The following is a 13,686-nucleotide window of genomic DNA, read 5'->3' as shown; positions in this document are numbered from 1 at the left end:
TCTGCCGGCCGACATGGCCGTCTATGCCCTGCAGGCGCGGGCGCTCTGCCAGCCGGATGCGCCGCTGCCCGCCAGCTTTGACGAGTTGGCTCTCGACTATGTGACCGAGCTGCGCCGCCAGCAGGGCGAGGGGCCCTACTGGCTGCTCGGTTGGTCGCTCGGGGGCATGCTGGTGCACCGGATGGCCGCCATGCTGCAAGAGCAGGGACAGGAGGTGGCCATGGTGCTGCTGCTCGATGCCTACCCCTGTCAGCAGTGGCAGACCCAGCCGTTGCCCGATGAGCAGCGGATGCTCGATGCGCTGCTGCGGATTGGGGGGATTGTGGTTGCGGACGAGGCGCTGGATTCCCTCACTCGCGACCAGGTTGTGGCCCGACTGGGGGCGGAGGGGAGTGCGCTGGCCATGCTCGACGAGCAGGTGGTGAGCGCCATGATTGAGCTGGTTGGCCACAACAACCTGCTGATCCGCCAGCCAGTCGACTACTGCTATCACGGGGAGGTGACCTTTATCGAGGCGTCAGCCTCCCGCCAGCCTTGGCTGGATGGGCGCGGCTGGGAATCGCTGACAAAAGGGGACATCTGCTATGAGCGCTTCCCCTGCCTGCATCAGGAGATGGTGCATCCCGACTGGCTGGCTAAGGTCGGTGCCCTTATCTGTGAGCGGGTCGATGGGGGCGGGCAACAACCGTACATCCGGCAGGAGGGGGACGCATGACCCCGGTTGCCGCCATCCGGGAGGCCTTGTTGGCGGGCAAGCTGGTGGGGCTGGGGGAGCCTCACTGGCACCCCGACTTTATCCGGCGCCAGCACGCTTGGCTGTGCGATCCGGCGCTCTGGGGAATAATGACCGATCTGGTGCTGGAGTGCGGCAACCGCCGCCATCAGGGCTTGCTCGATGCCTGGCTGACGGGGCAGGAGAGCTGGCAGGGTGAGCCGCTGACGCTGGCCCGGCTCTATCCGGTCTGGCTCGACTCCTGTGCCTTTCCCGCCTGGATGGCCCCCGAGTTTCCTGCTCTCTTCACCGCTCTGCGCCAGAGCAATCTGGCGCGCCCCGAACATATGCGGCTGCGGGCGCATCTCTGCGAGCCCTTATTCGAGTGGCAGGAGATGAGCCCGGAGCGGTGGCAGCAGCACAACAGGGGGCGGGATCAGGCGCTGGCCGACTATCTTCTTGCACTTCCCGCCCGCGGCGTGGTGGTGCTGGCAGGGGCGCGTCATATGCTCAAAGTCGCTGGGGATCCCCACTTTGCGCAGCCGACGCTGGGCCAGTTGCTGGAGGTGGCACGGCCGGGCTGGCTGCATGTGCTTCACCCCCAGCCAATTTCTGATGAGAAGGGAGATGAGAAAGAGGAGCGGGTGTGTGAGCTGGCCGGGATCACGACTGCCGATCTCTATCCCAACTGGCTGGAACATCCACCGCTGGAGACTCTCATCGATCGGTTGGTGCGCGTGGCTGACAGGGGGCGGGAGATGCGAATTTGCCCCACCTTGCTGGCCGAGCCCTGGCGCAGCCGATTGCTGAGTCGCGCTCACTTGCTGCCAGTGGGCATGGCCCGCCAGCTGCAACACTGGCTGGCGTAACCGCTGACTTGAGTAACAGAAGGGGGGAGCCAGGCTCCCCTTTTCAATATTTGGCATCCTGCATTCAGCGCTGCAAAGTTGCACCATTTACGGCATACCTTGCTACTCATCGCCGAAAATTCAGCTCCTTCGCTACTTTAAAGAAGTTTCTACTGGTCTTACCTGAGTAAATTCCTTTGCTTTTTATTTAACAAGGTATTTACATCTAAGTGTCACCAGCATCGGTGACGCCTACAACGGCAAGGAGCCAGTTATGACCCATGTCGACATCCCTTTCCTTCGTTACCTCGATGCGGAAGGGTGCCCGGTCGCCACCTTACCGACCTGGCTGGACAAGGCGATACTGCACACCTTCTACCGCAATATGGTGATGGTGCGCAGCTATGACAAAAAAGCGATAGCGCTGCAACGAACCGGCAAACTCGGTACTTTTCCCTCCCATCTCGGCGCAGAAGCCGTGGGGATTGGCATTGGTCTGGCCATGCAGCCGCAGGATGTCTACGTCCCCTACTATCGGGACATGCCCACCCTCTATGTGCGGGGCGTGCCGATGGAGAAGAACCTGCAATATTGGGGTGGTGACGAGCGGGGGAGTTATTTTCTCAAGCCCGATGGGACTCCCTCTGAAGATCTTCCCATCTGCGTCCCCATCGCCACCCAGATCACCCACGCTTGTGGCATTGCCTCTGCCTTCAAACTGCGAAATCAACCGCGCGTCGCCGTAGTCACCATCGGCGATGGCGGCACCTCCAAGGGGGATTTTCTGGAGGGGCTCAACTGCGCCGGTGTCTGGCACCTGCCGATGGTCATCATAGTCAACAACAACCAGTGGGCGATCTCGGTGCCGCGCAAGCTGCAATCGAGCGCTCCTACGCTGGCCCAGAAGGGGATTGGCGCCGGTGTGCGCAGCCTGCAGGTGGATGGCAACGATGTGGTGGCGGTCTACGATGCCGCTCGCAGTGCCGTAGAGCGGGCCCGTAGCGGCAAGGGGCCGACCCTGATTGAGGCGGTCAGTTATCGCCTCGGCGATCACACCACGGCCGACGATGCCACTCGCTATCGCGACGGGGCCGAGGTCGAGGCCGCCTGGGCCAAGGAGCCGGTCAAGCGGCTGCGCCAGTTTATGCACAGCCAAGGGTGGTGGGATGAAGAGCAGGAGCAGAGCCTGCTGGCGGACGCAGCCCGAGAGGTAGAGCAGGCGGTCGCCCGTTATGAGGCGATGGCCCCCCAGCCACCGGAGGCGATGCTCGATTATCACTATGCCAGCCTGCCCGCCGAACTGTTGCCCCAGCGCGAGCGAGTGATTGCCAAGGGGATGAAGCAGGAGGTCGGCCATGAGTGAGATCAGTTTGCTGGAAGCGGTCAACATGGCCCTTCACTACGAGATGGAGCATGACCCGGATGTGGTGGTTCTGGGCGAGGATGTGGGGGTCAACGGCGGGGTGTTTCGCGCCACGGTTGGCCTGCGCGACAAGTTCGGTTTCAAGCGGGTGATCGACACGCCGCTGGCCGAGGGGCTGATCGCCGGGGTGGCGGTCGGCATGGCTACCCAGGGGCTCAAGCCGGTGGCGGAGTTCCAGTTTCAGGGGTTCATTTTCCCCGGGATGGAGCAGATCATCTGTCAGGCGGCGCGGATGCGAAACCGCACCCGTGGCCGCCTCTCCTGTCCCCTCGTCTATCGCTCCCCGTATGGTGCGGGCATTCACTCGCCGGAGCATCACAGCGAGAGCGTCGAGGCACTGTTCGCCCATATTCCGGGGCTACGGGTAGTGATCCCCTCCAGCCCGAGACGCGCCTATGGCCTGCTGCTGTCGGCCATCCGCGATCCGGATCCTGTGATGTTTTTCGAACCTGACCGCATCTATCGCTCGATGAAATCCGAGGTGGTGGATGACGGTGTCGGCCTGCCGCTGGATGTCTGTTTCACCCTGCGCCCGGGCCGCGATATTACTGTGGTGGCCTGGGGGGCCTGCATTCAGGAGGTGATGCGAGCGGCGAACCTGCTGGCCGAACAGGATATCCAGTGCGAGGTGCTGGATCTGGCCACCATCAAGCCGCTGGATATGGAGACCATCCTTACCTCGGTGCGCAAGACCGGGCGCTTGCTGGTGGTGCACGAGGCGTGCGGTAGCTTCGGCGTCGGTGCCGAAATTGTGGCGCGGGTGACCGAGCAGGCACTTCCCAGCCTCAAAGCGCCGCCCAAACGGCTGACCGGCGTGGATGCCGCCGTTCCCTACTATCGCAACGAAGCGTATTACCTCATCACCGAGCAGGATATTGCCGATGCCGCTCACCAGCTGATGGAGAACCAGTGGCTATGAAATTTTTCAAATTACCGGATCTGGGTGAAGGGTTGGCCGAAGCCGAGATCGTCGAATGGAAGGTGAGTGCCGGGGATACCGTCGCGGTCGATCAGGTGCTCTTGTCGGTGGAAACGGCCAAGGCGCTGGTGGATGTACCCTCTCCGGTGGCCGGGGTGATTGCCCGTCTCTGCGGCGCCGAGGGAGATATCCTCCATATCGGTGCGCCGCTGGTGGAGTTCGAAGGGGGTGAAGATGATGGCACAGTTGTGGGCAAGGTGAACGCCCATCAGCAGCATATCGAGGATCACTTCGTGGTTGGGGCTATTGCCCTAGGGGGATCGCTGGTGCAAGCCATGCCAGCGGTGCGACTGCTGGCACAAAAATTGGGTCTGGATATCGACCGGATTAAGGGGAGTGGCAGCGGCGGCATGGTGACCGAGCTTGATGTGCAGCAGGCATTCGAGGCCCAGCAAAGCAGTGGCAACGATTTCCTCAAAGGGTCACGGCGGGCCATGGCCAAGGCGATGGAGCTCTCTCATCAGACGGTGGTGCCGGTCAGCATAACCGACGAGGTTGACTTGCGTCATTGGCGCCCTGATGAAGATGTGACGGTGCGCCTTATCAAGGCTATTGGCGTGGCGTGCCGCGCCGAGCCCTCGATGAACGCCTGGTTTGATGGTGAAACTCTATCACGGCGGCTGTTTAAAGAGGTCAATGTGGCCATTGCGGTGGATTCCAAGCATGGCCTCTATGTGCCGGTGATGGAGAACGTGGCAGAGCGGGAGGGAGCCGATCTGCGCCAAGGGTTGGATCGGATGATCGCCGATGTGAAGGCGCGCGCCGTGCCGCGCGAGATGTTGCAGGGGGCGACTATTACGCTCACCAACTTCGGCGCCATCGCGGGTCGCTATGCCAGCCCCATCGTGACACCGCCGCAGGTGGCCATCATAGGGGCAGGCAAGCTGTTCGAGAAAGTGGTGTTCATCCATGGTGAAGCACGCCCCGTCAGGGCGTTGCCGCTGTCGATGACATTTGACCACAGAGCCTGTACCGGCGGCGAAGCGGCACGCTTCCTCAAGGCATTGGTACAAGCGCTGGAAGCGCCGACCCTGTAACGGTTGTGCCCTGCCGTTGGCAGGGCACAAATTTGTTTGCGTAATCTACAAAGCCACGTATAATCCTAGGCAGCTTGAAAGGGCGATAGTTATGTCAATGAATTTGATGTTTTACATCTTTTCCTGTTGTTCATAAATTAATCCCGTTTTTTGAGCTTTACCCGCTGAAAAGCATAAGTAATTATTTTGAATACAGGTTTAAAGATATGTCTAACATGATCACCGGTACCGTTAAGTTTTTCAACGAAACCAAAGGTTTTGGCTTCATCCAGCAAGAAAACGGCCCGGACGTTTTCGTTCACTTCAGCGCCATTCAAGGTAACGGTTTCCGTACCCTGGCTGAAGGTCAGCGCGTACAGTTCTCTGTGACCCAAGGTCAGAAAGGCCCGCAGGCTGAGAACGTAACTGCTCTGTAATTCTTACAGAATTTAAGAAAGCCGTGGTGCCTCTGGTACCACGGCTTTTTGTTTATATGGCCTTTGTTCCTGACTCATACGGTGTGTGAATCATGTTCCAGACCCTGTTACTCCTGACTGCATTGACCCCGATCGTGGATGAGCCCATGCCGGTACAGGCAGCCATGGAGGCAGAGCGGGTTTGCCAGCAGTTTGTCCATGTGCGGCTAGGTGAAGAGCGGCAACCGGACGAAATTGAGGCCCGCCAGATCCCCGACAGGGAGTCAGAGTGGCTGGTCGATGGCAAAGTAAAAGGACCCGAAGGTCCTTTGCTGTTTGCCTGTCATCTCCATCAGGGAGAGCGCTGGGAGCTGCTCAACTTTTCGCTGTGGGCTCCTCAGCCGGTCAAAGCGGTTTGAGTGCGACCAGCAGGTGCTGCAAATGCTCTACCATGGTCATGCCAAACGGGGTGAGGTAGCCGCCATCTTCGGCACTGATGAGCCCCTGCTGATGCAGGCGAACCGCTGCCTGGCACAGCTCTTCAGACATGTCGCTGCGTAATTTGATGCCCAGGCTCATGTTGGCCGGATCAAAGCATGCCAGTATCTTCAACTGGTTTATTACGTCATCAGAAATCTGATCGATACCAATCATGGATCTACTCCTTACGCTAAAGATGTATGCAAACTAGCACTCCCGGATCCACTTTAGTGGGCGCTGGTTCAAACTATTGGTCTTTGTCTCTTCCATACCCTGCCGAGTGTTGTTTTTTTGGGCGTAATCAGATGGTTGCCACTTCTCCTCGCAAGACCCTCACCATGCCAAACGTGATAGGATAGAGCACTCCTGTTAACCGGACGGTTCGCTTGCGGCTGTTCGCCCAGCTCAAGGTATTGCTCATGGTCAAGATCACTCTGGTATCCCTGCTGCATTCACACTCTGCCGGTTTTCCGGTCTACCCCGTCTCGCTGCTGACCTCCTTGCTTGAGAGCCATGATGGGGATCTGTGGTTGCCTGCCCGCAAGGGGAGCGATATTGCTCAGCTGCGCAAGCATGCCAAAGGGGCTCAGGCCCGTGAACTGGCAAGTCTCGATGCCGGCTGGTGTGACTTTGCCACCGGTAAGGAGGGCGCGACTGCCGAGCTGGATGCCCTGGCCAACTACGATGCCGAGATGATGGAGAACCTGCAGATGTATTGGCACAGTGCGGCCAAGATCAATAGTCCCATCAGTGACAACCTGTTCGAGCTGCGCCGCGAAGTGGTCGATGAAGCGCATGGCGCCAAACTGGCGACAGCCTGGCTGGCGCAGCAGCAACTTCGTTTCGAGCAGTTGATGAGCGCGGCGGCGAGTGGTCGGGATCAGCTCTGCTTTGTCGAGGTCGAGTCAGCCTACTGGCTGCGGCAAAAACTGAGTGAAACGCCGGATGTGGAGCTGATCACCCCGGCGTTTTAATCCGGTCAATGTGGCTATCCTGCCTTTTTTATCCGGCTCCCTGCTCTATCCTTATGGGCGTTCCGGTTCCCCCGTCTGGCGTCAGGGGGCGGCAGGCTGGACAAGCTGACCACAAGATGTGAACATGGCGCCCTTTATCGATTGAGAGAGACTTGGCCAATGAGCTATGAACTGAGCGACACCGAGCGCAATGCCGCGCTGCAACTGAACGCTGACTACCGTTACGATCACTTCATCAGCAAGCTGGTCGAGCATGAAGAGCTGTTTGTACTGACCGACGAGCACGGCGTCATGATGCTGACTACCGATGATGAAGATTGTATCCCGGTATGGCCGCACCCGGAATACGCCAAGGCGTGGGCCGAAGGCGAGTGGGCCGAGTGCAAGCCGCAGTCCATCACCCTCAAGGTGTGGCTGGAGCGCTGGATCGACGGCATGGAGCAGGACGAACTGTGCGTTGCCGTGTTCCCGACTCCGGATCAGGAAGGCATCGTGCTGGAGCCGGCCGACATCGCCGACGCTATTGCCCAGAAGCAGGCCAAGCGCGGCTAATCGCCTCCAGCTTGACGCGAGCAACTCAGGTTGCAAAAAACCAGGTTGCAAAAAAAGACCCCGCCAGTGTGCGGGGTCTTTTGCTATCTCTGCCGCTGGCTCAGGGCTGCTTGAAGCGGGTATCGACCTGAGTAACGGGAGGGAAGCTCTGGCCGCTCTTGATGGCCTCCCGCGTTTCACTTTTTACCTGTTCGTCGATCCAGAACAGACCGCCATAGCTGTAACCACTGTTGCCGCCATCGAGGGGCCAGTGGAGCAGCTCGCTCTTGGGCGTAGCGGGGACCTTGGGCAGTTTTATCCAGCGCCAGGCGCCATCCCGGGTGTAGGGCACCTGATAGGTGGGCACGAAGCTGGCCAGCTCATAGAGTCGCTGCTGGATCTGGCGCGACAGCTCGGCCTTTTTGCCAAAATCGAATGCCTTGTCGTACTGCTCTACCAGGGAGGTCATCGCCTCGTCATCGATGTTCATGATGTTGTTGGTCTGCGGCTTGTGGGCGTTGATCTTGTGAAAGTGCTCCCAGTAGGCGGGGTAGCGGCCAGCGCTCCAAGCCATCCAGGCACTCTGGTGCTTTTTCTCCAGCATCGACTTGAAGCCGGCCGAAGCATCCATCAGGTTTAGCTCCAGATTAAGCCCTGCCTTCTTGGCCTCTTCCCGCAGCAGGGTCAGGCGCTGGGCGTGCTCTGCCGTGGTGTAGGTAATGGTCAGGGTAAGCGGCTCCCCCTTGCCGTTTTGCAAAATACCGTCAGGGCCGGCGGAGGTGAAACCCGCCTTGGCAAAGTAGGTGCGCGCCAGTTTGGGATCGAAGGGCCGCGCCTTGAGATCGGTGTTGGTAAAATCTCCCTGACCCGCGCCGTAGCTGTTGAGGCGCTGATAATCCCCGCGCAGCAGGGTGGTGAGCATCTTGTCGATGTTCAGAGCGTGCTGGATGCCGAGCCGCACATCGAGATTGCTCAGCAGCGGATCGGCGGTATTGAGATAGAGCCCCGTGGGGGATTGCGGGGTCTGGTTATAGAACCAGAGCCGCTCGATATAGCCCTTCTCGAACTCCGGCGTTTTGCTCTTGTCATGCCACCAGTTGGGTATCACCAGCGGGAAGGTATCGAGCTCGCCGCGCAGGAAGTGCTGCCAGGCGATGTTCTGATCCCTGATCACCTTGATCTCGAGTCGCTCCGGATTAAAGCGGTGCTGGAAGTAGCGCTCGTCATCGCCCCACCAATCCTTGACCCGCTTGAAGGTGATCGATTTGCCCTTCTTCACCTCGTCGAGCTGGTAGGGGCCGGTGACCGGTAGCACCTTCCAGTTGTACTCCTTGACCCAATTGCTGGTGAGCTTGATGGCGTGGCTTGGCTCCGGGCTGATGGGCAGTGACTCCAGCAGATCCTGGCGACTCTTTGCGGTGCCGCTGGTGATGGAGAGGGTGTGGTCGTCAAAGCGGGTCACATCGACAATCTGGGTACTGTAGTAGTTGTTGTACCAGGGATCGTTTATCTCCTTGCTGCGCATCATCTTGAGGGTAAACACCCAGTCATCGGCGGTGACCGGTTGGCTGTCCGACCAGCGAGCTTTCGGGTTGATGCGAAAATAGAGGGTCTTGTTGTCGGAGCCGAAAGCCCATTCACTCGCCAGCATCGGCATGGGGTTTCCGGTAATGGGGTGAGTGGCCAGCAGCGGCAGGTTGGTCTCCCTGACATAGGCGGCAAAGGAACCGTTGGAGTCAGGCCCGAATTTGCGCAGGGTGAGGGGGAAGCTGGTGACGAAGTCGCGGAATGTCCCCCCCCGTTTGGCAGCAGGATCCGCGTAAACGGGATCCGTGTTGTTGCTCTCCCACTTCAAATCGGCTGGCAGGGTGGCGCTCCAGCCGTAGTGACTCAAACAGAGGGTCAGGGTGATGGCACTGGTGCGAAGAAGGCGCGGGATGATCCGGGATCCGGCGGTGAATGTCGATGGCATATCCTTGCTCTCCTGATAGCTGCGTCCTGCAGGTCACCTGATGGTGGCTTCAGCCCCGTTGGGGGCTGGCTCATGATGGAAATTTTCCTCGCCCCGGTCAATGGCGGCGGGCAAATAAGGGGTCAGGCGGCAGCCTACGGTTTGAACCAGCGCAGCCTGCCGCCCAGCAGATGTACCACAAAGCCGAGTAGCACCAGAGCAGAGCCCAGCCACTGCAACGCAGTGGGATGCTCGTCCAGCAGCAGGGCTGCCGCCACCATGCCGACGCAGGGCACCAGCAGGGAGAGGGGAGCTACCTGCGCTACCGGATAGCGCATCAGCAACCGCCCCCACAGGCCGTAGCCGAGCCAGGTGGCGACAAAGGAGAGATAGAGCACGCACAGGAAACCCTGCCAGCTGATATTGAGCAGGCTGCTCGCCATCAGCTCGGGCCCCTCGAACAGCCAGGAGAGTGCAAGGAAGGGGAGGATGGGAACCAGTCCACCCCAGGCGATAAGGCTGGGCAGCGTGGTTTGGTAGCGCAGCCCGATCTGGCGATTGATGACGTTGCCAAGGCCCCAGCATGCGGCCGCACAGAGGGTCAGTACGAAGCCGAGCAGTGTCAGGTTGCCTTCGCCATGGGTGGCGATGAGATAGAGGCCGGCCCCCGCCAGCGGCAGGGCCACCCAGTGGTGGGGTTGCCAGCGCTCACCCAGCCAGATCATGGCAAACAGCAGGGTGAACACTACCTGGGATTGCAGTACCAGCGAAGCCATGCCCGCCGGCATGCCGAACTTCATGGCGCAAAAGAGAAAGGCGAACTGGCCGAGGCTGATGGCGCCGCCGTAGGCCAGCAACCAGCGCCACGGCATGGCGGGTCTGGGGACCAGCAAGATGGCGGGGAAGACCACGCCGATAAAGCGCAGCGCACCCAGCAGCAGAGGGGGAATGCCCTCCAGCCCCCACTTGATGGCGACGAAGTTGAGCCCCCAGCAGAGGATGACCAGAGCGGCCAGAAACTTGTCCTTGGTGTGCATGCTGCGTCCTTCGGTCTGTGGCCCGGGAGAGGCCAAAAGAGGACGAGCATACCCCAGCCTCTGTGGGCGCCGTCAAGCTGCAGGACGGGATAGCGGCCTGACAACGGGTGGCAAGGTGCGATTCAGGCGGCGACGCAGTGTACTGTGATGCCGCGCGCGGCCAAGGTGGCCCGCATGGGGGCAGGCAGGGCGTCGTCGGTGACCAGCACGCCGATCTGCCCCGGCGTACCGAGCGGGCTCGGGTGGATGGCGCCGAACTTGCTGCTGTCGGTGATGACCACATTGGTCACCCCCTTGGCCAGCACGCTGTTGACCACGTCGGCCCGCATCATGTCGCGGCCGGTGAAGCCCATCTCGGGATGAAAACCGTCTACCCCGATGAAGGCCTTGGAGAAGTGCACCTGCTCGATGCACAGGCGGGTCAGCGGCCCCACCACGCTCTCGCTCTGATGCTGGAACAGGCCGCCGAGCAGCACTACCTGAGCCTGGGTGTCGCGCAGCAGGTGGGCAATGTAACTGCTGATGGTGATGATGGTGACCCGCTTGTGCAGGGCCAGATGGCGGGCCAGCAGGGCGTTGGCGCTGCCCCCCTCGATAAAGACCGTCTCGCCGTCCTCCACCAGCTGGGCGGCCCGCTCGGCGAGGCGCTCCTTGAGCAGGTAGTTGATGTTCATCCGGGCATCGGGGTCGTCGCTCTCCAGTGCCATGGCCGAGCCGTGCACCCGCTTGAGCAATCCCTGCTTTTCGAGCGCAGTCAGGTCGTTGCGCACCGTCACCTCCGAGACCCCGGTACGTTGGGAGAGCTCGCTCACGCTCATTTTGCGGGCCTGATGGACCAGGGTGAGGATCAGTTGGTGGCGTGGGTTCATGGGACCTCGCTGGTTGACAGTGGATAGCGGCAAGCCACCCCGCGGGTGGCTTGCCGGTCATAAAGGGGCACAGCTGCCCCTGGTGGGGCCCGTCAGAGACTGTGCTCGGTTCGGGCGATGATATCATCTTGCGCATCGGGGGATAAGGCGGTGAAGAAGGCTGAATAGCCTGCGACCCGCACCACCAGATCCCGGTACTGATCGGGATGGGCCTTGGCCGCCAGCAGGGTTTCCCGCGAGACGATGTTGTACTGCACGTGCCACCCCTTGTGCACCTCGAAGAAGGTGCGCAGCAGGCTCATCAGCTTGGCCTTGTCCCGTTCGTTTTCAAGGCTTGCCGGGCTCAGTTTCTGGTTGAGCAGCACCCCGCCGAGGATGGCTGCCGTGGGCAGCTTGCCTAGGGAGTTGAACACCGCCGTGGGGCCGAGGCGATCCGAACCCGACGAGGGGCTGGCCCCTTCTGCCAGCGGGGTGCGGGCGTGGCGGCCATCCGGGGTGGCCATGGTGGCCGCACCGAAGGGCACGTTGGCCGAGATGGAGGAGGTGCCCGCATAGTAGGTGCCGCCGATGGGGCCGCGGCCGAAACGGGTGTTGTGCAGTCCCTTGAGCTCGTCGATGTAGCTCTGGTAGGCCTGTACCAGCAGCATGTCTACCTCGTCCAGATCGTTGCCATATTTGGGGGCGGCATTGGTGAGGCGCATGCGCAGTTGCTCGCCTTTGACCCCGGCAAAATCCTGCTCGAGCGCTCCGGCCAGCTCACTCTGAACCACCACCCCCTGTTCGAACACCAGTTTCTTCAGGGCCGCCAGACTGTTGCCCAGGTTGGCGATCCCCACCTGCAGGCCGGAGACCCAGTCATAGACGGCGCCCCCCTGCTTGATGGTTTTGCCGCGCTCGATGCAGTCATCCACCAGGGCGCTGCAGAGGATATCGTGGGCCTGGGCCTCTAGCACGCTGTCGACCACGCAGTCGATCTCGATGGATTTGCGGGTGAAGTAGCGTACCTGCTCGTCCCAGCGGGCCATCACCTCATCGAAGTGGCCGAATGTGCCGTCCCGCAGCGACTGGTGCTGGGGCAAAAAGACCTTGCCGGTGGTGGCATCGCGGCCACCATCAAGCGCCGCCAGCAGGATGCGGGCGAAGTTGATGAAGCTCATGCCGGTGCAGCGATAGCCCCATTTGCCGGGCACTGCGGTTTCGATGCAGCCGATGGCGGCGTAGTGGTGAGCATCCTCCTCACTGACGCCGAGCTTGATGAACTCGGGGATCACCACCTCGTCGTTGTTGAAGGCGGGCATGCCAAAGCCGCAGCGGATCACCTGAATGCAGGCGTCGAGAAAATCCTCGCTCATGCCGGCGTGGTAGCGCACCGAGAGGTTGGGCTGGGTGGAGCGCAGTTGGCCACAGGACTCCAGAATCGCGTAGGAGAGGCCGTTGACCGCGTCATGGGCCTTGCCCCCCTGCCAGTTCTGGCCGCCGATGGTGACGTTTTGATAGAGCGGGCTGCCGGCGGATGCCTTGGAGTGGGTGCCGGAACGGATCTTGTTCACCTCCAGCAACTTGAGCCAGCACCCTTGCAGCAGTTCGATGGCACGCCCGCGCGGCAGGGATTCCGACAGCTCTACTTCGCGGCGATACCAGGGATAGAGGTACTGATCCATCCGGCCAAACGACACCGAGTGGCCGTTGGATTCGATCTGCAGGATGAGCTGGATGAAGTAACAGAGCTGCAGCGCCTGCCAGAAGGTCTCGGGGGGCTGGTGGGCGATGTGGGCGCAGTTGAGTGCTATGGTCTCAAGTTCACTCCGGCGCTCGGGGCGCGATTCCTGTGCTGCCATGTCGCGGGCCAGCGCGGCGTAGCGTTCGATGTGCTGGCTGACGGCATCGAAGGTGATGGCGACGGCTTGCAGAAACTGCTCGCGTTGCAGATCGGCCCAGTCAGCCAGATCGAGCCGGCTGCGCCGCTCGGCCACCTTGGCCTTGAGGCCATCGAGACCGAGGGTGAGCAGCTGCTCGTAATTGACTGCAAGGTGGGCATCCCCCGAGGTCATGTTGCCCTCGGCCTTGATGATGCCGCTCTCCAGCAGTCCTTTCTGTTCATCGGTAAAGAGGCCATAGCAGCGATCCTGCACCGTCTGGCCGCGCCAGAACGGGGTGAGGGTGTGGATGATCTGCTTGTCTCTCATGCTCACCGCAAAGCCGGCGCCGGGGCGGTCGGCCAGCTCGTCGATCTCCTTCTCGATCCAGCCCACCGTGTATTCGGGAAAGAGCGGCGCCGCCCGCACCTGACTTGCCTGGTTGCCGACGATGAGCTCGTCGTGCTTGATCCAGATGGTGCGCTCCTTGAGGTGGTGGGCCAGCGCCAGAGCGCGGCGCACCGGCAGCGGCCGTGCCAGATGGGCTTGATAGGCCTCGGTGTAGTGACGGGCGCGCTCGGTGCAGACCGGCGG

At 61.1% G+C, this 13,686-nt stretch carries 14 protein-coding genes; 9 read left to right on the top strand and 5 right to left on the bottom strand.

Annotated elements, in window-relative coordinates:
- The 7 genes from AACS24_RS21870 to AACS24_RS08400 form a co-directional block, all read left to right on the top strand.
- Positions 1 to 715, top strand: a 715-nt coding sequence (locus AACS24_RS21870) for a thioesterase domain-containing protein (protein ID WP_258223146.1), incomplete at its 5' end; no start/stop codon positions are given.
- Entirely contained in the window at positions 712 to 1,581 is an 870-nt protein-coding gene (locus tag AACS24_RS08425; RefSeq protein WP_108573135.1) for a hypothetical protein, read from the top strand. The genes AACS24_RS21870 and AACS24_RS08425, both read left to right, overlap by 4 nt.
- A 253-nt stretch (positions 1,582 to 1,834) precedes the next feature.
- Entirely contained in the window at positions 1,835 to 2,923 is a 1,089-nt protein-coding gene (gene pdhA / locus AACS24_RS08420) for a pyruvate dehydrogenase (acetyl-transferring) E1 component subunit alpha (RefSeq protein WP_005344473.1), read from the top strand.
- On the top strand, positions 2,916 to 3,902 hold the full coding sequence (locus AACS24_RS08415) for an alpha-ketoacid dehydrogenase subunit beta (protein ID WP_021231077.1): 987 nt from the start codon (positions 2,916 to 2,918) through the stop codon (positions 3,900 to 3,902). Before pdhA ends, AACS24_RS08415 begins: the two co-directional genes overlap by 8 nt.
- Positions 3,899 to 4,999 carry a dihydrolipoamide acetyltransferase family protein gene (locus tag AACS24_RS08410; protein WP_108573134.1) on the top strand — a complete coding sequence of 367 codons (1,101 nt, stop codon included), beginning with the start codon at positions 3,899 to 3,901 and terminating at the stop codon, positions 4,997 to 4,999. The genes AACS24_RS08415 and AACS24_RS08410 overlap by 4 nt, the downstream gene beginning before the upstream one ends.
- A gap of 206 nt (positions 5,000 to 5,205) precedes the next feature.
- Positions 5,206 to 5,415, top strand: coding sequence for a cold-shock protein (locus tag AACS24_RS08405; protein ID WP_005302803.1), 210 nt, complete (start codon positions 5,206 to 5,208; stop codon positions 5,413 to 5,415).
- A 92-nt stretch (positions 5,416 to 5,507) separates the two neighbouring features.
- Positions 5,508 to 5,813, top strand: coding sequence for a hypothetical protein (locus AACS24_RS08400; protein ID WP_108573132.1), 306 nt, complete (start codon positions 5,508 to 5,510; stop codon positions 5,811 to 5,813).
- On the opposite strand, the gene AACS24_RS08395 is transcribed toward AACS24_RS08400, so the two are convergent.
- Entirely contained in the window at positions 5,800 to 6,048 is a 249-nt protein-coding gene (locus tag AACS24_RS08395) for a TIGR02647 family protein (protein ID WP_033113423.1), read from the bottom strand. The genes AACS24_RS08400 and AACS24_RS08395 overlap by 14 nt on opposite strands.
- A gap of 245 nt (positions 6,049 to 6,293) precedes the next feature.
- On the opposite strand from AACS24_RS08395, the gene AACS24_RS08390 reads away from it, so the two are divergent.
- Positions 6,294 to 6,848, top strand: a complete 555-nt coding sequence (locus tag AACS24_RS08390) for a hypothetical protein (protein WP_108573146.1) — start codon at positions 6,294 to 6,296, stop codon at positions 6,846 to 6,848.
- Between the two features lie 159 nt (positions 6,849 to 7,007).
- Positions 7,008 to 7,400 carry a DUF2750 domain-containing protein gene (locus AACS24_RS08385; protein ID WP_071911694.1) on the top strand — a complete coding sequence of 131 codons (393 nt, stop codon included), beginning with the start codon at positions 7,008 to 7,010 and terminating at the stop codon, positions 7,398 to 7,400.
- A gap of 100 nt (positions 7,401 to 7,500) precedes the next feature.
- Here AACS24_RS08385 and AACS24_RS08380 read toward each other — a convergent pair whose 3' ends face one another.
- From AACS24_RS08380 to AACS24_RS08365, 4 genes are all read right to left on the bottom strand, one after another.
- Positions 7,501 to 9,351, bottom strand: a complete 1,851-nt coding sequence (locus AACS24_RS08380; protein WP_108573130.1) for an extracellular solute-binding protein — start codon at positions 9,349 to 9,351, stop codon at positions 7,501 to 7,503.
- A 134-nt stretch (positions 9,352 to 9,485) separates the two neighbouring features.
- Positions 9,486 to 10,367: an EamA family transporter gene (locus AACS24_RS08375; RefSeq protein ID WP_108573128.1), complete on the bottom strand. Its 882-nt coding sequence runs from the start codon at positions 10,365 to 10,367 to the stop codon at positions 9,486 to 9,488.
- Between the two features lie 122 nt (positions 10,368 to 10,489).
- Positions 10,490 to 11,236: a DeoR/GlpR family DNA-binding transcription regulator gene (locus tag AACS24_RS08370; protein WP_011706659.1), complete on the bottom strand. Its 747-nt coding sequence runs from the start codon at positions 11,234 to 11,236 to the stop codon at positions 10,490 to 10,492.
- 92 nt (positions 11,237 to 11,328) lie between these two features.
- Positions 11,329 to 13,686 (bottom strand): formate C-acetyltransferase/glycerol dehydratase family glycyl radical enzyme (locus AACS24_RS08365; protein ID WP_258223139.1); only part of this gene is annotated, 2,358 nt, incomplete at its 5' end.

The organism is Aeromonas sp. HMWF016 (genome assembly GCF_963878195.1).
Lineage (GTDB): Bacteria > Pseudomonadota > Gammaproteobacteria > Enterobacterales > Aeromonadaceae > Aeromonas > Aeromonas lacus.
The sequence above is the reverse complement of the archived record's forward strand: the minus strand, read 5'-3'. Positions and strand labels throughout refer to the sequence as shown.